This window comes from Kitasatospora sp. NPDC032121 (assembly GCF_055580145.1).
In genome coordinates this window covers 130179-153797 of sequence record NZ_JBVILX010000007.1, presented here as the reverse complement: position 1 = coordinate 153797, position 23619 = coordinate 130179, and the positions used below count along the sequence as shown (strand labels likewise).

The following is a 23619-nucleotide window of genomic DNA, read 5'->3' as shown; positions in this document are numbered from 1 at the left end:
CCCTTTTCTCCTCCCTCTTTAGTCCCAGTGCTGTAGGGAGGTGAGGGGGGCCGTAACCAACACACGGTCCCCGGGGTTTGACCTTTTTGTTCCTTTTGCGCCGGGGGCGGCCGGCCGGCCGCCCCCGTACCGCTCAGTCCTCGCGGCGGACGTCCACCAGCACCTTGCCCACGGTCTCCCGCGCGGCCATCGCCCGGTGCGCCCCGGCCACCCCGGACAGCGGCACCGTCCGGTCGATCCGCGCCACCAGCCGTCCCTCGGCGGCGAGCCGGAACATGTGGTCGGCGACGCCCTCGAACAGCTTCCGGTCCGTCAGGACGTGCTTGAGCCAGAAGCCCTGCGCCCCCGCCGAGCGCTCGGTCAGCTCGCCCATCGTGAAGCAGTCCTCGACCCCCTCCCGCGCCCCGACCGACACCAGCCGCCCGAAGGGGGCCAGCGCGGCCAGCCCGGCGCGCAGCACCGGGCCGCCGACCGAGTCGAGGAACAGGTCCAGCCCGCCCGACTCCGCGAGCCGTTCGGCCAGGTCGGGGTCGGCCGGGTCGAGCACGGTGTCGGCGCCCAGCGAGCGCACGAACTCCCGCTTCTCCGGGGTGGAGGCCAGGCCGACCACCCGGCCCGCGCCCAGTTCCCTGGCCAGCTGCACCGCCAGGTGGCCGACCCCGCCCGCGGCCGCGGTCACCGCGACGGCCTCGCCGGGCCGCAGCCGGCCCGCCAGGGTCAGCGCGCCGTAGGCCGTCGCCCCCTGCTCCAGCAGCCCGAGCGCCTGCTCGTCGTCCACGTCGTCCGGCACCTCCACGGTGTGCGCCGCCTCGGGGACGGCCACCTCCGCGTACCCGCCTCCGGTGCGCAGCAGCGCGACGACCCTCCGGCCGTCCTCGCGGCGCCGCCCGACCACGTCGACGCCGAGCACCGCCGGCAGCGGGAAGCGGAGGTACTCGCCGGTGCGGCACTCCAGGTCGGCGTAGTTGAGGCCGGCCAGGGTGACGTCGACCAGCACCCGGCCCGGTCCTGCCTGCGGCTGCGGCACCGTCTCGACGCGGAGTTCCTCCGGCCCGCCGTAGCGGTGGATCACCAGCGCGCGCATCCCGCTCCCCTCCACGGTCACCTCGCCCTTCTCGTCCGTCTCGTCCATCCCGTGCGCTACCGGTGTAGCGCACCGGGGTTGTTCTGGTTCGGCTCTCGGTCATTGAACAAAACGCCGAACAACCGCCGGGCCCGCGTCCCGCGCGGCGGGACTCTCAGCAGCGTGTCACCGGGACGTCAACGTCCCTGGAGGCGCTTGACGTTGTCGCCGAAGCTCCAGCCCTTCGAGCCGTCCCAGTTGATCGACCAGGTCATGAGCCCCTTCAGCGAGCCGCTGAAGGCGTTCCACGACTGGCCGACCAGGCCCGGGTCCATGTAGCCGCCGCCCGCGCCGGGCTGGGCCGGCAGGCCGGGCACCTGCTTGTCGTAGGGCACCTTGACGGTGGTGCCCTGGATGGTCAGGCCGTTGTTCAGGCAGGTGGTCTGCGCGGTGAAGCCCTGGACGGTGCCGGCCTGGTAGGAGTCGCCGGAGCAGCCGTACATGCTGCCGTTGTAGTACTGCATGTTGAGCCACCACAGCCGGCCGTTGTCGGCGTACTTCTTGACGATCGGCAGGTAGGCGCCCCAGATCGAGCCGTAGTTGACGCTCCCGCCGGTGACGTACGCGGTCTCGGGGGCCATCGTCAGGCCGAAGCCTGCGGGCATCTGGGCGAGTACGCCGTCGATGATGCGGATCAGGTTGGCCTGGGAGGCGGACAGCGTGTTGATGTCGCCGCTGCCGGACAGGCCGGTCTCGATGTCGATGTCGATGCCGTCGAAGTTGTACTTCTTGAGGATCGGGACGACGGTCGCGACGAACTTGTCGGCGACGGTGCTGGAGCTCAGGTCGATGCCCGCGGCGGCGCCGCCGATGGACATCAGGATCGTCGCCCCGGCCGCCTTGGCCTGGCACATCTCGGCGGGGGTCGAGACCTTGACGTTGGTGTCCATGCCGTCCTGCCACAGCACGGTGCCGTCAGAGAGGATCACCGGGAAGGCGGCGTTGATGACGTTGTAGCCGTGCGCGGCCATCCGGCTGTCCGTGATGGGGACCCAGCCCATGCCGGGGTGGACGCCGTTGGAGGCGCCGTCCCAGTTCTCCCAGTACCCCTGGAGGACCTTGCCGGAGGGCTTGGGCTTCGTGGGGCAGGTGTCGCCCGGCGGGGTGGTGGTGGGCGGCGGCGTGGTCGGCGTCGTGCTGGTGGGCGGCGGGGTGGTCGGCGGGGTGCTGGTGGGCGGCGGGGTCGTGGGGGTGGTGGCGGTCGGCGAGGGGCTGCTGCCGCCGGGGCCGGTGAGCGACACGTCGTCCGCGTAGAACGCGGGCTGCCCGTACCACCCGTGCAGGTAGACGGTGACCGAGGTGGTGTTCGCCCCGGTGGTGAAGCCCACGCTGAGCCGGCCGTACGAGGCGCTGCTCGCCGTCCAGGTGGACGGGTCGCTGCCGCTGCCGGTGCCGGTGGCGCCCAGGTAGACGTAGCTGCCCTGGACGTAGGCGCTCAGCGTGTACTGGGAGTTGGGCTGCACGCTGATGGTCTGGCTGCACTGGGCGGTGTCCTGGCCGGTCGGCGTGGCCTGGAGCGCGGCGGCCCCGGAGTGGACCGGGCTGCCGACGGCCGCGGCGGTGCCGCCGGAGCAGGTCCAGCCGGAGAGTCCGTTCTCGAAGCCGGGGTTGGCCACCAGGTTGGGGGTGGTGGCCCCGGCCGTGACGGTGGTGCCGGCCACGGCGAGGCCGGCCCCGATGACGGCGGCGGCGCTCACCCCGGCGAGGGAGCGGTGCAGGACGGTCGACCCGGGCCGGGCGCGGCCGGTCCGGTCCCTCCGCGTCGCGCGCTCCACGGCCGCCCGCCGCGGCCGGGGAGTTCCGAGCGGCTCGCTCCCGCCCGACGGGCGCGGCGTGTGTGACCTCCGACGAAACATGCTGTGCTCCCTTTCCGCCGAGCGTCATGGACATGACCGACGCGTGGGGGCGTGACGCCCGGCTCTGGGTGAAGTGGGGGGATGTGCGGAGCAGTGCCGGACCGGATCGTAGGAGGGGCGGCAAGGCACGTCAATAGGTCTGGACCATTTGAGGTCTGGACCAATTTCCGCGCATGCTTCCGACCGTCATGACAGGGCGCCCGCACCGATCCGGGTCGGTGCGGGCGCCCTGGAGGCCGAACTCGGGCCGCGACCGCGGCTCCGATGAGGGGGCGTCAGGCGGTCCGCGGGGCGGTCATCAGCGCCGTGATCTCCTCGGCCAGCTGCGGGCCGAGCTCGCCCCAGCCGTCCTTGTAGCCGTAGACCCCGGCCAGGGTGCGGGCCTCGTAGTCGCCGTTGAGGATCTCGACGTCGTCGGCGGTGATCAGCCCGGGGTGGGCGACGCCGACGGCCGACGAGACCTTCAGCAGCTCCCTGCGCAGCGTGCGCAGGTAGTTGGCGGTCCGGTCGGCCTTGGACGCCGGGTCGACGCCGCGGGCCAGCCACGGGTTCTGGGTGGCGATGCCGGTGGGGCACTTGTCGGTGTGGCACTTCTGCGCCTGGATGCAGCCGATCGACAGCATCGCCTCACGGGCCACGTTGATCGTGTCGGCGCCGAGGGCGAAGGCCACCGCGGCGTTCTCGGGCAGCCCGAGCTTGCCGGAGCCGATGAAGGTCAGGTCGTCGGTCAGCCCCAGCTCGGCGAAGGTGCCGTAGACCCGGGAGAAGCCCATCCGGAACGGCAGCGACACCGAGTCGGCGAACATCCGCGGCGCCGCCCCGGTGCCGCCCTCCCCGCCGTCGATCGTCACGAAGTCGACCCCGCGGTCACCGCGCGCCATCAGGCTGGCCAGCTCCTGCCAGAAGCCCATCTCCCCCACCGCGCTCTTCACCCCGACCGGCAGGCCGGTCTCGGCGGCGAGCAGCTCGACGAAGTCGAGCATCGAGTCGACGTCGCCGAACGCGGTGTGCCGCGACGGGGAGGCGCAGTCCTCGCCGACCGGGATGCCACGGATCCCGGCGATCTCCGGGGTCACCTTCGCGCCCGGAAGCATCCCGCCCAGCCCGGGCTTGGCGCCCTGGGAGAGCTTGATCTCTATCGCCTTGACCGGGGCGCCGGCGACCACCTCCTTCAGCTTCTCCAGGTTGAAGCTGCCGTCCTCGTCGCGGCAGCCGAAGTACGCGGTGCCGAGCTGGAGGACGAGGTCGCCGCCGTTACGGTGGTACGGGGAGAGGCCGCCCTCGCCGGTGTTGTGCATCGTGCCCGCCAGCGCGGCCCCCTTGTTGAGCGCCGTGATGGCCGCGCCGGAGAGCGAGCCGAAGCTCATCGCCGAGATGTTCACCACGCTCGCCGGCCGGAACGCCCTGGCGCGCCCGCGCGGCCCGCCCAGCACCTTGGCCGAGGGCAGCGCGGCCTGCGGGTCGTGGGTGTCGGGCAGCGTGCCGGCGAAGGTGCGCTGCTTCAGGTAGGCGTGGCCCTGGACGTGCTCGACGTCGACCTCGGTCCCGAACCCGAAGTAGTTGTTCTCCTCCTTCGCCGACGCGTAGATCCAGGTGCGCTGGTCACGGCTGAAGGGGCGCTCCTCCTCGTTGGAGGTCACGATGTACTGCCGCAGCTCCGGCCCGATCCGCTCCAGCAGGTACCGGGCGTGCCCGACCACCGGGAAGTTCCGGAGCAGCGCGTGCCTCTTCTGGACGAGGTCGCGGGCAGCCAGGACCGCCACCGCTGACGCGGCGACCGCGCCGATCTTCCGGGCTTGCATGGACGTTCCTCCTCGGTGTCGGACGGCGGGCACGCGGGCTCGCGGGCATCGGCGTCCGTCGAACGGTGCCAGATGATGTTAAGAGTCCCGGTCGACGGGTCGGCGGTCAGGGGCCGCACCGGGCGGCCCGGACACGCGGCCGCTCCCGCCGTCGGGTTCGTGACGGCGGGAGCGGATCCCCGGGGGCGCGCGCCGGGTCAGTGGAAGCCGAGCGCGGAGGGGGTGACGGTCGGGCCGTCGGCCCGCCGCGGATTCGCCAGGGCCGCGAGGGTCAGCGCCGCGAGCTCCGCCCCGGCCCGTTCGATCCGCCGCGGCAGGGTGTCGGTGCGGCTGTCGCCCGTACCGCCCCAGTCCTCGGAGGCCGCGAAGACGGCGGTCGGAGCGACGAGCGCGCGCTGGTAGGCGAAGAGCGGACGCAGCGCGTGCTCCAGGGCCAGCGAGTGGCGCGCGGTGCCGCCGGTCGCGCCGATCAGCACCGGCTTGCCCTCCAGGGCGCCGGGGTCGAGCAGGTCGAAGAACGACTTGAACAGTCCGCTGTAGGAGGCGGAGAAGATCGGGGACACGGCGATCAGCGCGTCGGCCGTGCTCACCTGCTCCAGCGCGTCGCCCAGGGACGGCGAGGGGAAGCCGGACAGCAGGTGGTGCGAGACGGGGGTGGCCAGCGGGCGCAACTCGTGCACCAGCACCCGGACTTCACGGCCCGAGCGGGCCAGCTCGGCGGAGGTGGCCTCGGTGAGGCGGTCCGCCAGCAGGCGGGTGGAGGAGGGCAGGCTGAGGCCGCCCGAGACCACGGCCAGGGTGATCGGCGAGGTCGGTTCCATGGGGAAGAACTCCGTCCTGGTCAGGAGGTGGCGGGGACGTCGTCCCCGGGCGTGGCGGGAGCGTCGTCCCGGAGCGTGGCGTGGGTGGGGGCGTCGGGAACGGTCGCGGGCCGGCCCTTGGCGAACTCCTCGCGCAGCACCGGCACCACCTCCTCCCCGAGGATGTCGAGCTGCTCCAGCACGGTCTTCAGCGGCAGACCGGCGTGGTCCATCAGGAACAGCTGGCGCTGGTAGTCGCCGACGGCCTCGCGGAAGCCGAGGGTGCGCTCGATGACCTCCTGGGGGCTGCCCACGGTCAGCGGGGTCTGCTCGGTGAACTCCTCCAGCGAGGGCCCGTGGCCGTACACCGGGGCGTTGTCGAAGTAGGGGCGGAACTCGCGCACCGCGTCCTGGGAGTTCTTCCGCATGAACACCTGCCCGCCGAGGCCGACGATCGCCTGCTCGGGCGTGCCGTGGCCGTGGTGGGCGAAGCGCTCGCGGTAGAGCTCGACCATCCGCCGGGTGTGCTCCTGCGGCCAGAAGATGTTGTTGTGGAAGAAGCCGTCGCCGTAGTAGGCGGCCTGCTCGGCGATCTCGGGGCTGCGGATCGAGCCGTGCCAGACGAACGGCGGCACGCCGTCCAGCGGGCGCGGGGTGGCGGTGAAGCCCTGCAGCGGGGTACGGAAGCGACCCTCCCAGTCGACCACGTCCTCGCGCCACAGCCGGCGCAGCAGCGCGTAGTTCTCCACCGCGAGCGGGATGCCCTGGCGGATGTCCTGGCCGAACCACGGGTAGACCGGGCCGGTGTTCCCGCGCCCGAGCATCAGGTCGACGCGGCCGTCGGCGACGTGCTGCAGCATCGCGTAGTCCTCGGCGATCTTCACCGGGTCGTTGGTGGTGATCAGGGTGGTCGCGGTGGAGAGCACGATCCGCTCGGTCCTCGCGGCGATCCACCCGAGCATGGTCGTCGGCGAGGACGGGACGAACGGCGGGTTGTGGTGCTCGCCCATGGCGAAGACGTCCAGGCCCACCTCCTCGGCCTTGAGCGCGATGGCCAGGATCGCCTTGATGCGCTCGCGCTCGCTCGGTTCCCGGCCCGTGGTCGGGTCGACCGTCACGTCACCGACGCTGAATATCCCGAACTGCATGGGGTTTCGCCTATCCCTCGGCTGGTCGCGGCCCGGTCGGGCCGCCCAGCGAAACCTAGGCAACCGACGACGGGCGGACGGACTTCGCAACGCATCGCCAGTTGCCCGGCAGCGCACTGCCGTCGGCGACGGGCCGGGGTGGCCGTGCTCGTGCGTTGTCGGAACAGTCCCGGGCGCAGAGCGGGCAGAACCTCCCGCCGACCGCGGGCTACTGTCCTTGGCGTGACGCCCCGCCGATCCGGCCGGGGCCGTGGACGCCTGGCCCACTCCTGCCGCGCCGGGCGGGCGACGCCGGACGGGCTCGGGCCCTGGGTGGGGAACCCACCCGGAGCCCGAGCCCGTCGGCATGCGTCAGAACGGCGCCAGAACGGCGTCAGAAGGGCGGCAGAACGGCGGCAGATCGCTTGCCGGCACGCCGGAAGCGAACCGTCCGAACGCCTCAGAGGCCGAAGCGCGCCCGGTGCGAGGCCGGGACGAGGTCGGCGTACTCGGGGTGCCTGATGATCCAGCCCCGGACGAAGGGGCAGTAGGGCAGGACGGCGAGCCCCTGCTCGCGCGCCGCGTCCAGCGCCGCGCGCACCAGCACGCCGCCCAGGCCGCGTCCTTCGAACCGGGGGTCGATCTCGGTGTGGATGAAGGCGATCTCGCCGCCGGACCGGTGGTACTCGGCGAAACCGGCGAGCTCCCCGCCGTCACGGATCTCGAAGCGCGACTTCTCCGCGTTGTCGCTGACGGTCTGTTCCATGGTCTTCCTCCTGCTGGTCGCGGCACTGGCCGCCACTGGAACGCGCGGCACCGGAGCAGACCTCCGGAGCCCCTCGGTGTCGGTCCTCAGGCTAGGAACGTGGCCGGCCGGGGCCTGTTCCGACGGTGCACCGGCTGCGGTCGGTCCGCGCACCGAACGGAAGTCGGGCCTCCGCCGAGGGCGCTCGACGCCTTCGGCGGCGTCCCGTCCCGGGCGGCCGGTCAACCGCGCCCGCCGCCCTGTTCGTAGAGCGCCACCAGCACGCCGTGCACCGGCTCTCCCTGCGGGGCCTCGGCGGCCTCGTCCACCAGGGCCTGGAGGGCGGCGCCGAGGCGCGCGGCCTGGTCGGCGGTCAGCCGCAGGTGCCGCAGCACCAGCAGCGGCTCCTGCGGGGCCTTGGCGCACTCCTCGGCCACCGCCCCGAGCAGCGCGGTGGCCGGCCCGGCGTCCGCTCCGGCCACGGTGATCCGCCGGGCGGTGCGCTGGTAGAGGTGCTCGCTGCCGCCACGCACCTTCCTGGTCTCCACGATGCGGACGACGCCGGCGTCCTGGAGCACCTTGAGGTGGTGCGCCACCGTGCCCTTGCGGCTGTCCAGCAGCGCCGCCAGCCGGCCGACGGTGACGGGTTCCCCGCCGAGTGCCAGCAGCAGCCGCTGGCGCAGCGGGTGGGAGAGCGCCTTGTACTGCTGCGGGCTCTCGATGGTGAGTTCCTGGTCCTGGGTCTGATCCTCCATCGGTAAAGCGTCCAATTTTCTTGACGCTTTCGCAAGCCGCGTGCTCTACTCGTGCCGACCTGATCGATCATCACCAGCGGGGGGCAACAGATGGCGGGGCTTCAGTCGGCCGAGATCACCGGGATCGTCACCGAGGTGAGCCGGCTCACCACCGAGCTCTACGTCTTCCCCGAGGTCGGCGAGCGGATCGCCGAGCGCCTCGCCGAGGCGCTGTCCCAGGGCCGCTACCACCGGGCCGAGGATCCCGAGACGCTCGGCCGGCTGGTCACCGAGGATCTCCGTTCGGTCAACGCCGACGGCCACCTGCGGCTGAAGTTCCACCCCCACCCGATCCCCGCGGACAAGGAGGACGGCGCCGTCCTCGCCGAGCTGACCAGGGCCGCCGACCTCTCGCTGGGCGGAGTGCCCCGGATCGAGCGCCTGGAGGGCGGGGTCGCCCTGCTGAAGCTCGCGCCGATCCTGTTCCCGCTCGACATGACCGGCGGATCCCTGGACGCCGCGCTCGCCCTGGTCGCGCGGGCCGAGGCCCTGATCCTGGACCTGCGCGAGTGCGTCGGCGGCCACCCGTACACGACCGCCCACATCTGCGGCCACCTCTTCGACGAGCCGACGCACCTCAACACCCTCTACGACCGCGAGGAGGACGCCGAGCAGCAGTTCTGGAGCCCCGCCCAGGTGCCCGGCCCGCGGTTCGGCGGCAGCAAGCCGCTCTACGTGCTGATCAGCGCGGCCACCTTCTCGGGCGGCGAGGAACTCGCGTACGACCTCCAGCAGCGCGGCCGCGCCGTGGTGGTCGGCGAGGTGTCCGGCGGCGGCGCCAACCCCCGCCGGGGCTTCACCCTCCACCCCCACCTGGAGGCCACCATCCCGACGGCCCGCTCGATCAACCCGGTCTCGGGCGGCAACTGGGAGGGCACCGGCGTGATCCCGGACACCGCGACGGACCCGGCCCTGGCCCACGAGGTGGCCCACCGCGCGGCGCTGGCCGAGGTGGCCCGGCTCGGCGGTGACACCCCGTCCGCCGAGGAGGCCCGGCGGGCGCTGGGCGGCCGGGCCGAGGACCGCCCCGCGCCGTCGGACGACCGGCTCTGACGCCCGGCGCCGCCGGCCCTCACCTCACCAGGGCCGGCTGTGCAGCGCCATGTGCACGGTGTCGACGATCTGGATCAGCGCGGCCCGGGTGGTGCCCGTGGGATGGATCCCGCCGACGAGCAGGAAGCCGTGCATCACCCCCTGGTAGCGCGTGGCCACCACCGGCACCCCGGCCGCGCGGAGCCTGGCCGCGTAGGCCTCGCCCTCGTCCCGCAGCACGTCGGCCTCCGCCGTGACCACCAACGCAGGCGGCAACCCGGCGAGTTGCTCCAGGGACGCCCGCAGCGGTGCGGCCGTCACCTCCGTACGACGGTCCCGCTCGGGCAGGTAGTCGTCCCAGAACCGGCGCATGTGCTCGCGGTGCAGGAAGTAGCCGGTGGCGAACCGGTGGTAGGACGGGGTGTCGAAGTCGGCGTCGGTCACCGGGTACAGCAACACCTGATGGACCAGTGGGAGTTCACCGCGCTCCCGGGCCAGCAGCGTCAGCGCCGCCACCAGGTTCGCCCCCGCCGAATCCCCGACGACCGCGATCCGCTCCCCCGCCAACCCGATCTCATGACCGTGCTCATGGATCCACCGGGCCACCGCGTAACACTGCTCGACGGCCACCGGATAGCGCGCCGCCGGGGCCCGGGCGTAGTCCACGTAGACCACCGCCGCGTCCGTACCCAGCGCGAACTCCCGCACCAGCCGGGCGTAGCAGTCGGCGTCACCGAGCGACCAGCCCAGGCCGGGCAGGAACAGCACCACCGGACTGGGCCGGGCGGCGCCGACGGGCCTGGTCACCTGGACGTGCACCCGCCCCGCGGACTCACAGGGCAGGGCGAGCCACTCCGACTCGATGCCCCACGGATCGTCCTCGAACTCGTCCTCGAACTCGCCGTCGGCCGGCCACTCGTCCGACCAAGCGCTCGGCCAGCCATCCGGCCAACCGTCCGGCCAACCGCCCGACCCGGCACCCGGCGCGAGGTCGCAGGCGAGGAAGGAGAGGTCCGGCAGCTCCGTGGCGGACCGGCCGGCTCCGGCGTCCAGGAACTCCTGGAGCGCCCGGTCGAGCACCGGGCGCCGGTCAGGCTGCGGGGTGGGCTCGGACAACTCTTCGCTCCTGACCTGATCGAAGGGACGCGGCACGGCGTTGCGCGCCCCGGCGTGGACCCGGTCCGAGCCGAGCCGAACCCCGGTCCGCCCGAGCCGATAACACGCCATCGACCGTACTGCCCGGGCGCCGGCGCCGCTGGTCTGATCGTGCACGGATTCCGGCCGGGGCGAGCGGCGCGTCGACCGCTCCCACGACGAGCGCCTCAATGTCCATCGGGTGCGGTTTCCTCGATCGGGAGATCCGCCGACTGTACACGATCGGCTTTGCCGGCATCGTGGATGAGTTCCGCGACCGCGGTGGGCCGGGAGACGGCCACGCTGTGGGAGGCGTCGCGCAGTTCGAGGACGGTGGCGCCGGCGCGCTCGGCCGTGAAGCGCTGGACGGCCGGCGGCAGCGCCCGGTCGGCACCGGTCACCAGGGCCCACGAGGGCTTCGCGCGCCAGGCCGCCACCGTCGGCGCGTCGGTCAACACCCGCTCGACGACCGGGCGTTGGATCGCGGCCAGCACCTGCGCCAGCTCCGCGTCGAGGTCGGCGGCGACCAGCGGCCGGAAACACTCCGCGGGTACGGAGAGCTCCGTCGCCCGCTCGGTGCCGGTGGTGGTGGTGAACTCCGTGTGCCGCAGCCGGGAGATCAGCGGCGAGGGGGCGAAACGGCGCGCGAGCGCGCAGTAGCTCTCCCCCACGTCGGGCAGGTAGGCGGCCACGTAGACCAGCGCGAGGACGTTGGGGGCGGCCCCGGCCTCGGTGATCACGGCGCCCCCGTAGGAGTGGCCGACCAGGACGACGGGGCCGTCGATGCCCGCGACGACGTCGGCCAGGTAGGCGGCGTCATGGGCGAGGCCCCGCAACGGGTTCGCGACGGCGAGGACCGTCAGTCCACGGCGGTGGAGTTCGGCGACGACGCCGAACCAGGCACTGGCGTCGGAGCAACCGCCGTGGACGAGCACGACGGTGGGCCGGATGGAGGGCATGGCGACCTTTCGACTGGCGCCGGACGGCCGGACGCGACAGGACTGCGGGGGCGGGTTCAGGCCGGGTTGCGCCGGTCGGCGTGGGCGGCATGGGCCTGCCCCGCCGAGGAGATGGGCGGCGGCTCGTCGTGACGATTCTCGCCGCGCACCGGACCGGGTGACCACCGACCGACGTAGGGATTGCCCGACGAAGCTTCATCGCTCTGTAGCAAGGCCACCGGGACGGGTGCCCACGAAGCACGTTCCCGCTTGCTCCGGGGGCCGCGCGTCCGCAGGCGTGCAGGATCCGCACAGCGGTGGGCGCTGACGGGCAAGTCCGTCGGCGCCGGGCCGCCTAGCGTTCCCGGGACAGGGAGCGAGGGGCTCTCCTGGGGCCGCCCGACGACGTCGACTCCCCCGTACCGTCGCGTCGTCGGGCGTCCGGTGGGCAGTGTGAGAGAGGACGAGCGAGTGGTGCGTCGATGACCGGGACCGACGGCGGACAGCACGGCACCGCGAGCGGTTCGGCCTGGTCGCCGTTGCGCCGACGGGTCTTCCGTGACCTCTGGCTGGCCCAGTTCACCTCGAACGTGGGCAGCTGGATGCAGACCGTCGGGGCGCAGTGGCTGCTGGTCGGCCACGGCGCGGGCCAGGTCTCCCTGGTCCAACTCGCCGCGGGCCTGCCGGTGCTCTTCCTCGCCCTGCCGGCCGGGGTCCTCGCGGATCTCGTGAACCGGCGCCGCCTGCTGCTGGCGATGCAGGCCGCCATGGCGCTGGTGGCCGCGGTGCTGACCGCGCTGGCCTTCGCGGGAGTGCTCGGGCCCTGGACGCTGCTGGCCCTCACCTTCCTCCTGGGCTGCGGGAACGCGCTCAACGGCCCGGCCTGGCAGGCTGTGCAGCCCTCGCTCGTCCCCCGGGAGGAGTTGCGCCAGGCCGCGGCCCTGGGGGCGGTGAACATGAACCTGGCGCGCGCCGTCGGCCCGGCCCTCGGCGGGATCCTCGTCGCCGCCCTCGGGGTCGGCTGGACCTTCGCCGTCAACGCCGCCTCCTTCCTCGCGATCCTGGTGGTGCTGGCCGGTTGGCGGCCCGGGGACCAGGAGCGGCCGCCGCGGCCGGGGCAGGAGCGCGAGCACCTGCTGGCGGCCATGCGGGCCGGCGGCCGGTACGTGCGCAGCGCACCGCGGATCCGCCGGATCCTGCTGCGCAGCGCCCTGTTCGTGCCCGGCGCCTCCGCCCTGTGGGCGCTGCTGCCGGTGTCCGCGCACGAGTCCCTCGGGCTCGGTGCGGCCGGGTACGGCGTGCTGCTGGGCGCCGTCGGGCTGGGAGCGGTCGCGGGAGCGGCGGTGCTGCCGGCGGTGTCCCGACGGATCGGCGGCAACGGCTCGCTGGCGCTCGCCGGGGCCGTCTTCGCGGGCGCGCTGGTGGCCCTGGCCGTCGGCGGCAGCGTGCCGGTGGCCTTCCTGGCCCTGGTCCTGGCCGGAGCGGCATGGATCACCGCGCTGTCCACCCTGAACGCGAGTCTCCAGGTCGCCCTGCCGGCCTGGGTGCGGGCCCGCGCCTCCGCCTTCTACCTGCTCGTCTTCCAGGGCGGCAGCGCCCTCGGCTCGCTGGTCTGGGGGCAGGTGGCGCAGCACGCCGGCGTGTCGCCGGCGATGCTGCTGGCGGCGGTGGCCCTCCTCGGCGGGGTGCTGACGCTGCGGCTGCTGCCGCTGCTCGGCGGCCAGAACGACCCGACACTCTCGGAGGCCTGGCCCGAACCCCGGCTGGCCGTCGAGCCGGCGCCGCAGGACGGGCCGGTGCTGGTGACCGTGACGTACGAGGTGCGGGCGGAGCGGCGTCCGGCCTTCGCTGCGGCAATGCGGAAGGTGGAGGCCTCCCGGCGCCGGACCGGAGCGGTCACCTGGGGCCTGTACCGGGACGCCGCCCGGCCGGAGCGGTTCGTCGAGACGTTCACCGTGACGTCGTGGTCGGAGCACTGCGCCCAGCACCACGGGCGCTACACCGGCACCGACCACGCCTTCGAGACCGACGCCCGCACGCTGCTCACCCGGGAGCCGACCGTCACCCACGCCACCATGGCGCGCTGACGGGCCTTCGCGGACGGCGGTGCCCCGGGGCCCGCGATGCGGCGGCCACGAACGGCGTACCCTCGGGAAGCTGCGAACGGCAGCAGGGCGGGTGCGACGGGAGAGGGCGGACATGGCAGGGTCGGGCGGTCCGCTGTCCCGCAGTGGACTGCGAGGCCGGGAGGCCGAGCTCGAGCAGCTCCAGGCACTGATCACCTCGGTGGCCCGCACGGGAGGCGGAGGGCTGGCCCTGATCCAGGGCGAACCCGGCATCGGCAAGACCACGCTGCTCGCCGAGGCCGTCTCCCGGGCCGGGGCCGCGGGTTTCGCGGTCGGCCTGGGCAAGGCCGAGGAACTGCACCACATCGTGCCGCTCTCGTCCCTGGCGGCCAGTCTCCTGCACGGCGACCGGCCGCTGTTGTCCGACGGCGCCTTCGTCGATCTGGCCCGCCGTCACGACCAGCGGATCTGGCTGGTGGAGAGCCTGGCGGAGGCCGTCGAGGCCCTGGCGGGCAGCGGGCCGGTGCTGATCGGCCTGGACGACGTGCAGTGGGCCGACGCGCTGAGCCGGTTCGCCCTGCAGCAGCTCCCGACCCGGCTGCGGACCTCACCGGTGCTGTGGCTGCTGACCGCGCGACAGGAGCCCGCCGGCCCCGCGGAGGAGGTGGTCGCGGCCGCGACCGGCAACCTTCCGACGGTCACGGTGGCCCTGGGCCCGCTGTCCGGCGCGGCCATCGGCCAGCTGGCCGACGACGCCCTCGGCACGGCGGCCGACGCCTGGGTACGGGACCTGCTCGACGGAGCCGGCGGGAACCCGTTCCTGGCCGTCGAGACGCTGGCGGGGCTGCGGATCGCCGACGCCGCGGAGCAGGCCGTGCCCTCCGGGCTCGTGGGGGGCGTGCGCGGCAGGCTCAGCTCCCTGCGGCCCGACACCCTGCACTTCCTCCGGACGGGGGCGGTGCTGGGCCGCGGGTTCGGCTTCCAGGACGCCGCCGCGCTCTGCGGCCGACCGGCCACCGCGCTGGTCCCGGCGCTGGAGGAGGCCGTACGGGCCGGGCTCCTGGACGACGACGGCGACCACCTGGTGTTCCGGCACGACCTGCTGCGCCAGGCGGTCTACGCCGACGTCCCGCCGTCGGCCCGCAAGGCCCTGCATCGCGAGGCCGCGCGCCACCTGGTCGCCGCCGGCGGACGGCCGGTCGACGCGGTGCCGCACATCCTCCGGGGAGCCGTGCCCGGGGACGAGGAGGCCGTGGCGCTGCTGCGGCGGGCGGCCGAGGACGTGCTGCCGGTCACGCCGGGCCTCGCGGCCGACCTGATGACGCGTGCCCTCGAACTGGTGCCGTCGCCGGGGCCGCTGAAGTTCGCCGTGGGCGAGCAGGCGATCCTCACCCTGACCCGGGCCGGCCGGAACCGGGAGGCGCTGTCGGCGGGTGACCGGCTGCTGGCCGAGCGGCCGCCGCTGGAGACCTTCGGCCGACTCCAGGCCGCCCTCGGCGGGACGCTGTGGTCCCTGGACCTCGCCGAGGAGTTGCGCCGCCGGGCCGAGGCCGCGCTCACCACCGGCGGCTCCGCCCCGGAGATCTGTGCCCGGCTGGCCGCCCTGCGCGCGCTGGCCCTGTCCCGGGGCCGCGACCTCGTCGCGGCGCGGGAGGCCGGCGAGGCCGCGCTGCGCGCCGCCACCGCCGCCGGTGACCGGGAGGCCCACGTCCTGGCCCTGTCCGGGCTCGGCGAGATCGCGCTGAACGCCGGTGAGACGGCGCTCGGGCTGGAGCGCTTCGCCGCGCTGAGCGCCATCGACTCCGGCTTCCTCCCCGAGGAGATCGTCGCGCACCTGCACGCGGACGACTTCGCGGCGGCCGAACGCCTGCTCCTGGGGCCGGCGGGCGAGGCCGGGACGACGCGTCAGGCCATGCTGCTGTGGGCCCGCGGCCAGCACGACCTGGGGCTCGGCCGGCTCGACGACGCAGAGGCCGGCTTCGAGACCATGGAGCGCCTGGAGGACGGGGTGGAGGTGCCCGTCCAGCAGGTGAACGGCCGGGTGATCCGCTCCCGGCTCGCCCTGCTGCGCGGCGACCGGGAGGCGGCGCGGGAGCACCTGGCCGCCGCGCGGGAGCGCCTGGCGGTCAAGCCGAACCCGGGCAACACGGCCGCGGTGCGCTTCCTGGAGGCGGTGCACGCCGAGGCCGACGGGGACCTCGGGCTCGCCGTCGACCGGATCCGCCAGGTCCAGCGGGAGGGACTCTTCATGCGCTGGCGGCTGCTGCGGGACTGGGTCGACGCCGCGGTCCGGATGTCCCTGCGCGGCGGGGCGCCCGAACTCGCCGAGGACCTGGCCGCGCAGGCCGAGGCCCACGCCGGGCGCAACCCGTCGGTGCTGACCGCCGCCGGCCTCGCGGCCCAGGCCCGCGGGCTGGTGGCGAACGACCCCGCCGTGCTCGAACACGCCGTGGAGCTGCTCGCGGAGAGCCCCCGCCGGCTGGTCCGGGCCGCCGCGTACGCCGATCTCGGCCGGGCGCTCCTGGCAGCCGGGCGGAAGGACCGCGCCACGGCGGCGCTGGCCCACGCCCGGGGCGCCTTCGCCGAGTCGGGCGCCCACGCCGCGGCCGAGGAGGTGCGGCGCGCGCTGGAGGGACCGGAGGCCGGCCGGCGGAAGGCGGCCGGCGCGCCGCGCCCCGTCCAGGGGTGGGGGGCCCTGACGGCCTCGGAGCGGAAGGTCGCGCGCCTCATCGCCCAGGGCCACACCAACCGGTCGGCCGCCGAGACGCTCGTCGTCTCCCCGCACACGGTCAACACCCACCTGACCGCCGTCTTCCGGAAACTGTCGATCAGCTCCCGGGTCCAGCTCGCCAACCTGGTCGCGTCGCTGCCCGAGGACTGAGCGGGCGGGCCGTCGAGGAGGGCGCCGATCATGCCGCCGACGGCGACCTGTTTAATGGGCGTTCGAACGGAAGGGGCCGGTCGGTCCGCTTTTGACGGCACTCCCGCAGTCCGGTCCCTCCCGGCGACCGACCAGGTCACCCCGTCACTCGGTAAAGGCACCAGCATGTTCTCACCGGCCAGCCCGCCGGCGCGGCGGACCGCCGCCCTCCTGACCGCAAGCGTCCTCCTGGCGCTCGCCGCCACCGGGTGCGGCTCCGGCAGCGGTTCCGGCTCAGGCTCCGGTTCGGCCGGGGGTGAGGTCACCTCCATCACCGCGCTCGACTACTACACCGACGAGTCCGAGCACGCCCAGTGGGGCGAGATGCTCGACGCGTGCGGCCGGAGCGTCGGTGTGAAGGTCGAGCAGACCAGCGTCCCCGGGGCGTCCCTCATCCCCAAGGTCCTCCAGCAGGCGTCGTCGCGGACCCTCCCCGACCTGCTGATGCTCGACAACCCCGACCTGCAGCAGATCGCCCGGACCGGCGCGCTGACCCCGCTGGACGCGTACGGCATCGACGCCGACGGCTTCGCCGAGGGCATCCGGTCCGCGGGCACCTACGAGGGCACGGTGTACGGGCTGGCCCCCAACGTCAGCACGGTCGCGCTGATCTACAACAAGGACATGCTCGCCGAGGCCGGTGTCGCCGTCCCGGGGACCTGGGACGAGCTGAAGGCGGCGGCCGCCGCGCTGACCCGCCCCGGGCGCTACGGCATGGCCGTCGACGCGAACCCCACCTTCGAGGGCACCTGGCAGTTCCTGCCCTTCCTGTGGTCCAACGGCGGCGACGAGAAGCAGCTGGACACCCCCCGGGCCGCGCAGGCGCTCCGGCTGTGGGTGGACCTGGTGAACAGCGGGTCCATGTCGAAGTCCGTACTGAACTGGACGCAGGCCGACGTCCACGACCAGTTCGTCGCCGGGAAGGCCGCCATGATGATCAACGGGCCGTGGCGCATCCCGGCCCTCGACCAGGACGCGAACCTGCACTGGGGAGTGGCCCCGGTGCCGGTGCCCCAGCCGGGGCAGACCCCGGTCACCCCGCTCGGCGGCGAGGTGTGGACGGTCCCGAAGGGCCCCTCCAAGGCCCGGCAGGAGAAGGCCGCCCAGGTCCTCGCCTGCCTGAACAGCCCGTCGAACATGCTCACCGCGGCCCGGCAACACTTCACCGTGCCCTCCCGCACCACGGTGGCCGCCCAGTACGCCGAGCAGACCCCCTCGATGGCCGCCTTCGTGAAGAGCGTGGAGGCGGCCCGGGCCCGTACCGGCGAACTCGGCGTCAGGTGGCCGCAGGCGGCGACCGGGATCTACACCGCGATCCAGTCCGCGCTGACGGGCGAGCAGACCCCGGAGGAAGCCCTCAGGCATGCGCAGCGGCTCGCGACCGAGAACTGACCCGGTCCCACCGCGGCGCCGGGAGCGGTGGGCCCGGTGGACGTTCCTCGCGCCGGCCGCGGCGTACCTGCTGCTGTTCTTCGGCTACCCGCTCGCCGAGAACGTCGTGACGAGCTTCCGGCACCACACCGTCACGACCTTCTACACGGGTGAGGCACCGTTCGTGGGGCTGCGGAACTACGCGGCGGTCCTCTCCTCGGAGCGGTTCCCCACGACCCTGCTGACCACGGTCCTGTTCACCGCCGGCTCGGTCCTGGGGCAGTTCGCCGTCGGCCTGGCCCTCGCCCTGTTCTTCCGGCGGCGCTTCCCGCTGGGCGGCCTGCTGCGCTCGCTCCTGCTGCTGCCGTGGCTGCTGCCGCTGGTCGTCTCCGGGACGACGTGGCGGTGGATGCTCGACCCCGACAGCGGAGTCGTCAACGCGGTGCTGCGCGGCCTCCACCTCTCGTCCTCCGGCGTCCCCTGGCTCACCGGCACCTCGCAGGCGCTGCTGGCGGTGGTCCTCGTCAACATCTGGGTCGGGATCCCCTTCAACACGGCGATCCTGTACGGCGGTCTGCAGGACATCCCCACGCACGTGTACGAGGCGGCGGCGCTGGACGGCGCCGGCCGCCTGGCGACGTTCCGCCACATCACCTGGCCGCTGCTGCGGCCCGTGGCGGGCGTGGTGCTGGTGCTGGGCGTGGTCTACACGCTCAAGGTGCTGGACATCATCCTCGTGGTGACGGGCGGCGGGCCGGCCGGCGCCACGGAGACCCTCGCCACCCAGTCCTACGAACTGTCCTTCCGGCAGTACGACTTCGGGCGCGGTGCCGCGATGGGCAACCTGCTCGTCGTGCTGTCGCTGGTGTGCGCCCTCGCCTACCTGCGCGCCGACCGGCGGGCCCGCGCCGCCCGGGAGGCGCGCCCGTGAAACGCCAGTCCGGCCGCCGCCGCGGGCTGCTCTCCACCGCCGTCGGGATCGCCCTGCTCGCGCTGATGCTGTTCCCCGTCTACTGGATGGTCAACGCCTCCCTCCAGCCCACGGGCAACACCCTGCGGGGTGGGTGGTTCCCGCTCCATCCGGACCTCGGCGGCTACGCCACCGCGCTGCGCGACCAGGGGCGCAACCTCGTCACCAGCCTCGTCGTGGCCCTCGGCAGCGCGGCGTTCAGCCTCACGCTCGCCGCCCCGGCGGCCTACGCGCTGACGCGGCTGCGGCCGCGCGGGACGGACCTCGCGCTGCTGGGCATCCTGGTCACCCAGATGGTGCCGGGCATCGTCGTGGCCGACGCGCTCTACGGCGCGTACAGCGACCTGGGGCTGCTGAACTCCCACCTCGGGCTGGTCCTCGCCGACTCCACCGCGGGAGTCCCGTTCGCGATCGTCATCCTGCGGGCGTCCATGCGGACCATCCCCCGGGAGATCGTCGACGCCGCACGCGTGGACGGTGCCGGCAGCCTGCGGATCCTCCGCTCCGTGGTGCTCCCGCTGAGCACCAACGGGTTGGTCACGGCCGCGGTGTTCACCTTCCTCTTCGCCTGGAGCGACTTCCTCTTCGCCCTCACCCTGACCACCACGGAGACGGTCCGGCCGATCACGCTGGGCGTGTACCAGTACATCGGCGCCCACACCAACCAGTGGAACGCCGTCATGGCCACCGCGGTCCTGGCGTCCGTGCCCGCCGCCGTCCTGCTGGTCGTCGCCCAGCGCCACGTCACCACCGCCGCGACCGACGGAGCCCTCAAGTGAGGCGGGTGAAGACGGTTCCTCCCTGATCTCACGTGTTCACGCGATGCCCCGCCGCGGGCCGACCGGCAGGCTGTCCCGGAATCCCCGAACCGGGGGCGACCGAGCTGAGAGGAACCCGGTGCCCGCGTCTCTCACCACCGCGCGGTTGTCCGCCTCCGACCGGGCGGAGGCGTGGCACGACGCGATGTGCCACACCTTCGTGCCGCTGGAGGTGGACCTCCTGGAGGAGGTGCCGTCGCCCGGGGAGATCACCGGCCGCCGACTCGGCCCGGTGCGGATCTCGCGGGTCCAGGCGGGGCCCCAGACGTTGACCCGCAACCGGAACCTGCTCACCGACGACGACTCGCCGACGCTCATCCTCAGCGTTCAGGAGCGCGGCACCTCGCTCAAGGAGCAGGACGGCAGGCAGACGCTCGTGCGGCCCGGCGAGTTCTCCTTCACCGACACCTCCCGGGTGTTCCGCAAGCGGATCGACGAGGACTTCACCTTCACCTCCTTCCACTTCCCCCGCGCGGAACTCCGCGTCCGGGAGAAGGACCTGCGGGCGCTCACCGCGACGGCGTTCAGCGGCACCGAGGGCAGTGCCGCGCTGCTGGCGACCTACCTCCGGCAGATGACGCGCCAGGCGGCCGGGCTGGAGGAGGCCGTCGGGCGCCGCGCCGCGGCCACGGCACTCGACCTGCTGGCCCTGCTCGTCGACGACCGCGCCGGGCGCACCCGGCCGCAGGACTCGCAGAGCGCGGCCTCGCTGGAGCGGGTCAAGGACCACATCCTGCGCAACCTGCGCGACCCGGACCTCTCGCCGTCCACCATCGCGGAGGCGAACTTCATGTCGGTGCGCTTCCTCCACAAGCTGTTCCAACAGGAGGACCTCACGGTCGGCGGGTGGATCCGGACCCAGCGCCTGGAGCGCTGCAGCCGGGACCTGCTGCGCCCGATGGCCGCGGAACTCGGCGTGGCGGGCATCGCCCGGCGCTGGGGCTTCGCCAACTCCAGCCACTTCAGCCGCGCCTTCCGCGCCGCCTACGGCATGTCCCCGAGGGACTGGCAGACGGACGGCAGGCCGACGGGCTGACGCCCCCGCGCTCACCGAACGCACGTCCGAGGAATTGCCGGGCCGGACCGTTCCCACCCGAACCACACCTCCACTACGGACCGCCGCCGGCGGAAAGTTCGTATGTGAAACGTGATAAAAGCGGCGGGATCCAGCACGGCCACGCGCACGATCGCGCCGTTTTCCATGCGATGAGCGGACGCGCCCCGCACCCGGGTGAAGATCGACCCAGGACGAGATCGTCACGGTGTTCCCGCGGAAATCCGGCTCCGGTGCCACGGAGGCCGAATCCCGGCGGATGGCGCGAGCCCCGACCGGCACCGCGGGACGAACAGCCGAAGGGGTTGGTCGACACATGCTCTTGGAGCGCGACGAGGTGCTTGACATGGCCGCGGCAGCCGCGGCATCGGCCCGAGCGGGCGGCGGCCGCTGGGTCCTGCTCTCGGCGCCGGTGGCCGGCAGAGGGCGGAGCACCGCGTTGGAGGCGATCGTCCGGCAGCAGGCCGACGGCGACGCCATGCACATCGGACGCGCGCGCGGCGTACCGGAGGAGACGGCGTTCCCGTTCGGGCTCGTCCGGCAGCTGTTCCCGGACGACGAGGCCGTTCCCTTCTCCGCCCTCGCCGGACCGGACGAACAGCAGCTGTTCCACGGGCTGGTGACGCGACTGGCCCGGTCCGCCGCCGAGCGGCCCACCCTGCTCGCGGTGGACGACCTCCACCTCGCCGACGAGCCGTCCCGGCGCTGGATCGGCTACCTCGCCCGGCGCCTCGCCGACGTCCCCGTCCTGCTGGTGCTCACCGAGTGCGCCGACCCGTCGGGCCCGGCGCCCTTCCCGCCCGCCACGGGCGTGTCCGTGACCCTCCCCGCCCTCAGCGTGTCCGCCGTCGTCCGCCTCGCCCGGGCCGCCGGACTGGACCGGCAGTCCACCGTGACCTGCGTCGAGGCCGGCGCCGGCAACCCGACCCTGGTTCGGGCGCTCGTCGCCGACCTCGCCGACGGACCGCTCCCCCTCCTGCCGTCCGCCCACCCGCGCGGCCGCTACCGCGGCGCGATCGCCGACTGGCTGCGGCGGGAGGCCGATCCGGGCCTGCGCCACACCTGCCTCGCCGTCGCCGTCGCGGCCGAGGGCGGGACGCCCGCCGACCCCGCCCTGCTCCGCCGGCTCGCCGGCCTCTGCCCGTCCGGGCGGCCCCCGGGCGAGCGGTCGGTGCGCCGGCTGTGCCGACTGCTGAGCCACCCCTTCGCCCGGGAGGCCGTGCTGGCCGCCGCCGAGCCGCAGGAGGTCGCCGCGCTGCACACCCGGATCGCGGAACTGCTCGACGAGAGCGGCGCGCCCGCGACCGCCGTGGCCTCCCGGCTCCTGCACCTGGACCGGCCCGGCGAGGCGTGGATGGCCCGCGCCCTGGCCGAGGCCGCCGAGGAGGCGCTGCGTGCCGGCCGGCCGGCGGAGTCCGCCGGGTACCTGCGCCACGCCCTGAGCGGCCCACTCGATCCGCAACGGCGCGCCGCCCTCGCCCTGCGCCTCGGCGCCCTGGAGCTGCCGAACAACGCGACCGCGGCGATCCGCCGGCTCCACACCGGCCTGGACCTGCACACCTGCCACCGGGAACGGGCGACCGCGGCGACCGCGCTCAGCGCGGCCCTGGTCGCGGGCCGGGATCCCGACACCGCGTTGCGGGTCCTGCGCCAGGCCAGTCTCGTCGCCGACGACGACGAGCTCGTCCAGGTGCTGCAGACCCTCGGCGCGCTCGTCTCCTCGCACGACAACGACGCCTGGCGCGGCGCCGTCGCCGGACTGCGCGCGCTCGCCCCGACGGCACCGCCCGCCATCGAGCCGCTGGTGTGCGGGCTGATCACCGAGTACGAGGCCGGGGCCGGCCTCTGCTCGGCGACCGAGGCGCTCGCCCGGGTCCGGCCGCGCCTGGCGGCCCCGGTGGACCCGCGGCTGCGGACCGCCTGGCTCGGGAGCGCCGCCACCCTGCTGCAGTGGGCGGACTGCCTGGAGGAGGCCCGCGAGCTGGCCTCCCTGTGCCTGCCCGTCCCGCCCGTCCCCCCGGACCTCACGGACGTGGGAGTGCAGTGCCTGCTCAGCGTCCGGGCCGAGGCGGCGCTCTGGGCGGGCGAGTTCGACCGCGTCATCGCCGAGAACGCCCCGCTGGTGGAGGCGACCGCCGGACAGGGCGTCCGGCTGCCGCACCTGGCGGCCATGGTGGCGATCGCCCGGCGCGAGACCGGTCGGCGCGCCGAGGCGTGGGAGGCGGTGGCCCTGGTCGGCCCGTCCGGCAGCGACAGCTCCTGGGAGTGGAACGAACTCGGGTACGCCCGGGCCCTGTTGCACGCGGCGGACGGAGACTGGCAGGCGGCCCTCGACGACTACCTGGCCTGCGGAGCCGGCCAGAGCGCCCACGACTTCGTCAGCCCGGTCGCCACGCCGTGGCGCTCCGGGGCGGCACTGGCCCTGGTGCGGCTCGGCCGACGGGAGGAGGCCCGCGAACTCGCCGAGGAGGAACTGCGCCACGCCCGCACCTGGGGCACGCCCCGCACCGTCGGCCGGGCGCTGCGGGCGTACGCCGCGGCCGTGGGCGGCAAGCTGGCCCTGGGCTCGCTGACCGAGGGCGCCGGCCTGCTCAGGGCGAGCCCCGCCCCGGTGGAACTCGCGGAGACCCTGGTCGACCTCGGCCGGGCCCACCTGGAGGCGGGCAACGGCCGCAAGGGCCGCGACACGCTGCGCGAGGCGCACGCCGTGGCCCGGCGGCTGGCCGAGCCCGTACCCGGGCCCGGCGGCCAGGCCGGCGGACCGGGCGCCGACGGCCGTCCCGTCGGCCGTCTCCTCGACCTGACGGAGCAGGCGCTGCGCGGCGGCGGGGTGCGGAACAGGAACGGCGGGCACGCGCTGACCGCCGCCGAACGACGGGTGGCCGAACTGGCGGCGGCGGGGCACACCAACACCCAGATCTCCTCCGCGCTGTGCCTCACCCGCCGCACCGTGGAGACCCACCTCACCAACGCCTACCGGAAGCTGCGGATCGCCCGGCGCACCCAACTCGTGGCGGTGCTCTGAAGCCGGTGCCGCCCTCGCCCGGGTGCGGAGCACCCGGCCCGGAC

The 23619-nt window shown here is 74.2% G+C and carries 17 protein-coding genes and 1 pseudogene; 8 read left to right on the top strand and 10 right to left on the bottom strand.

Features of this window, described 5'->3' with window-relative positions:
* Positions 1–133: 133 nt before the first annotated feature.
* The 8 genes and pseudogenes from ACZ5OX_RS20195 to ACZ5OX_RS20160 form a co-directional block, all read right to left on the bottom strand.
* Positions 134–1132: a quinone oxidoreductase family protein gene (locus tag ACZ5OX_RS20195; protein WP_465631611.1), complete on the bottom strand. Its 999-nt coding sequence runs from the start codon at positions 1130–1132 to the stop codon at positions 134–136.
* Between the two features lie 128 nt (positions 1133–1260).
* Entirely contained in the window at positions 1261–2364 is a 1104-nt protein-coding gene (locus tag ACZ5OX_RS20190) for a chitinase (RefSeq protein ID WP_465631891.1), read from the bottom strand.
* A gap of 42 nt (positions 2365–2406) precedes the next feature.
* Positions 2407–2979 (bottom strand): annotated as a pseudogene (locus ACZ5OX_RS20185) (carbohydrate binding domain-containing protein); the annotation flags it as partial.
* 275 nt (positions 2980–3254) lie between these two features.
* Complete coding sequence (locus ACZ5OX_RS20180) at positions 3255–4781, bottom strand: FMN-binding glutamate synthase family protein (RefSeq protein ID WP_465631609.1); 1527 nt, start codon at positions 4779–4781, stop codon at positions 3255–3257.
* 197 nt (positions 4782–4978) lie between these two features.
* Positions 4979–5602, bottom strand: a complete 624-nt coding sequence (locus ACZ5OX_RS20175) for a CE1759 family FMN reductase (RefSeq protein ID WP_449806701.1) — start codon at positions 5600–5602, stop codon at positions 4979–4981.
* A 20-nt stretch (positions 5603–5622) separates the two neighbouring features.
* Entirely contained in the window at positions 5623–6729 is a 1107-nt protein-coding gene (locus ACZ5OX_RS20170) for an LLM class flavin-dependent oxidoreductase (protein WP_465631607.1), read from the bottom strand.
* Positions 6730–7168: 439 nt separating this feature from the next.
* Positions 7169–7474, bottom strand: a complete 306-nt coding sequence (locus ACZ5OX_RS20165) for a GNAT family N-acetyltransferase (protein WP_465631605.1) — start codon at positions 7472–7474, stop codon at positions 7169–7171.
* 221 nt (positions 7475–7695) lie between these two features.
* Positions 7696–8208: an ArsR/SmtB family transcription factor gene (locus ACZ5OX_RS20160; protein ID WP_465631603.1), complete on the bottom strand. Its 513-nt coding sequence runs from the start codon at positions 8206–8208 to the stop codon at positions 7696–7698.
* 90 nt (positions 8209–8298) lie between these two features.
* Between ACZ5OX_RS20160 and ACZ5OX_RS20155 the strand changes: the two genes are divergently transcribed.
* The gene (locus tag ACZ5OX_RS20155; protein ID WP_465631601.1) at positions 8299–9300 is read left to right on the top strand and encodes a S41 family peptidase; all 1002 of its coding nucleotides are present in this window, start codon (positions 8299–8301) and stop codon (positions 9298–9300) included.
* A 24-nt stretch (positions 9301–9324) separates the two neighbouring features.
* Here ACZ5OX_RS20155 and ACZ5OX_RS20150 read toward each other — a convergent pair whose 3' ends face one another.
* Positions 9325–10395 carry an alpha/beta hydrolase gene (locus tag ACZ5OX_RS20150; RefSeq protein WP_465631599.1) on the bottom strand — a complete coding sequence of 357 codons (1071 nt, stop codon included), beginning with the start codon at positions 10393–10395 and terminating at the stop codon, positions 9325–9327.
* Positions 10396–10601: 206 nt separating this feature from the next.
* Positions 10602–11372 (bottom strand): alpha/beta fold hydrolase, encoded by a 771-nt coding sequence (locus ACZ5OX_RS20145; protein ID WP_465631597.1) that lies wholly within the window; start codon positions 11370–11372, stop codon positions 10602–10604.
* 461 nt (positions 11373–11833) lie between these two features.
* Here ACZ5OX_RS20145 and ACZ5OX_RS20140 point away from each other — a divergent pair, with 461 nt between their 5' ends.
* The 7 genes from ACZ5OX_RS20140 to ACZ5OX_RS20110 all read left to right on the top strand — a co-directional run bounded on the left by ACZ5OX_RS20140 (position 11834) and on the right by ACZ5OX_RS20110 (position 23575).
* On the top strand, positions 11834–13438 hold the full coding sequence (locus tag ACZ5OX_RS20140; RefSeq protein WP_465631596.1) for an MFS transporter: 1605 nt from the start codon (positions 11834–11836) through the stop codon (positions 13436–13438).
* 112 nt (positions 13439–13550) lie between these two features.
* Complete coding sequence (locus ACZ5OX_RS20135) at positions 13551–16298, top strand: helix-turn-helix transcriptional regulator (RefSeq protein ID WP_465631595.1); 2748 nt, start codon at positions 13551–13553, stop codon at positions 16296–16298.
* A gap of 165 nt (positions 16299–16463) precedes the next feature.
* Positions 16464–17729, top strand: a complete 1266-nt coding sequence (locus tag ACZ5OX_RS20130) for an ABC transporter substrate-binding protein (protein ID WP_465631594.1) — start codon at positions 16464–16466, stop codon at positions 17727–17729.
* Positions 17701–18639, top strand: a complete 939-nt coding sequence (locus tag ACZ5OX_RS20125; RefSeq protein WP_465631593.1) for a carbohydrate ABC transporter permease — start codon at positions 17701–17703, stop codon at positions 18637–18639. Before ACZ5OX_RS20130 ends, ACZ5OX_RS20125 begins: the two co-directional genes overlap by 29 nt.
* A complete protein-coding gene (locus ACZ5OX_RS20120; protein ID WP_465631592.1) occupies positions 18636–19457 on the top strand; it encodes a carbohydrate ABC transporter permease in 822 nt (273 codons plus the stop codon). Before ACZ5OX_RS20125 ends, ACZ5OX_RS20120 begins: the two co-directional genes overlap by 4 nt.
* A gap of 118 nt (positions 19458–19575) precedes the next feature.
* Positions 19576–20532 carry an AraC-like ligand-binding domain-containing protein gene (locus ACZ5OX_RS20115; RefSeq protein ID WP_465631591.1) on the top strand — a complete coding sequence of 319 codons (957 nt, stop codon included), beginning with the start codon at positions 19576–19578 and terminating at the stop codon, positions 20530–20532.
* Between the two features lie 277 nt (positions 20533–20809).
* A complete protein-coding gene (locus ACZ5OX_RS20110) occupies positions 20810–23575 on the top strand; it encodes a helix-turn-helix transcriptional regulator (protein WP_465631590.1) in 2766 nt (921 codons plus the stop codon).
* The last annotated feature ends 44 nt before the right edge of the window (positions 23576–23619 follow it).

Bases quoted from the DNA above. Each gene is read 5' to 3' on its own strand.
- ACZ5OX_RS20135 (WP_465631595.1), top strand. From the start codon at position 13,551: ATGGCAGGGTCGGGCGGTCCGCTGTCCCGCAGTGGACTGCGAGGCCGG.
- ACZ5OX_RS20195 (WP_465631611.1), bottom strand. From the start codon at position 1,132: ATGGACGAGACGGACGAGAAGGGCGAGGTGACCGTGGAGGGGAGCGGG.
- ACZ5OX_RS20125 (WP_465631593.1), top strand. From the start codon at position 17,701: ATGCGCAGCGGCTCGCGACCGAGAACTGACCCGGTCCCACCGCGGCGC.
- ACZ5OX_RS20175 (WP_449806701.1), bottom strand. From the start codon at position 5,602: ATGGAACCGACCTCGCCGATCACCCTGGCCGTGGTCTCGGGCGGCCTC.
- ACZ5OX_RS20165 (WP_465631605.1), bottom strand. From the start codon at position 7,474: ATGGAACAGACCGTCAGCGACAACGCGGAGAAGTCGCGCTTCGAGATC.
- ACZ5OX_RS20110 (WP_465631590.1), top strand. From the start codon at position 20,810: ATGGCGCGAGCCCCGACCGGCACCGCGGGACGAACAGCCGAAGGGGTT.
- ACZ5OX_RS20155 (WP_465631601.1), top strand. From the start codon at position 8,299: ATGGCGGGGCTTCAGTCGGCCGAGATCACCGGGATCGTCACCGAGGTG.
- ACZ5OX_RS20160 (WP_465631603.1), bottom strand. From the start codon at position 8,208: ATGGAGGATCAGACCCAGGACCAGGAACTCACCATCGAGAGCCCGCAG.
- ACZ5OX_RS20180 (WP_465631609.1), bottom strand. From the start codon at position 4,781: ATGCAAGCCCGGAAGATCGGCGCGGTCGCCGCGTCAGCGGTGGCGGTC.
- ACZ5OX_RS20145 (WP_465631597.1), bottom strand. From the start codon at position 11,372: ATGCCCTCCATCCGGCCCACCGTCGTGCTCGTCCACGGCGGTTGCTCC.
- ACZ5OX_RS20140 (WP_465631596.1), top strand. From the start codon at position 11,834: ATGACCGGGACCGACGGCGGACAGCACGGCACCGCGAGCGGTTCGGCC.
- ACZ5OX_RS20170 (WP_465631607.1), bottom strand. From the start codon at position 6,729: ATGCAGTTCGGGATATTCAGCGTCGGTGACGTGACGGTCGACCCGACC.
- ACZ5OX_RS20130 (WP_465631594.1), top strand. From the start codon at position 16,464: ATGTTCTCACCGGCCAGCCCGCCGGCGCGGCGGACCGCCGCCCTCCTG.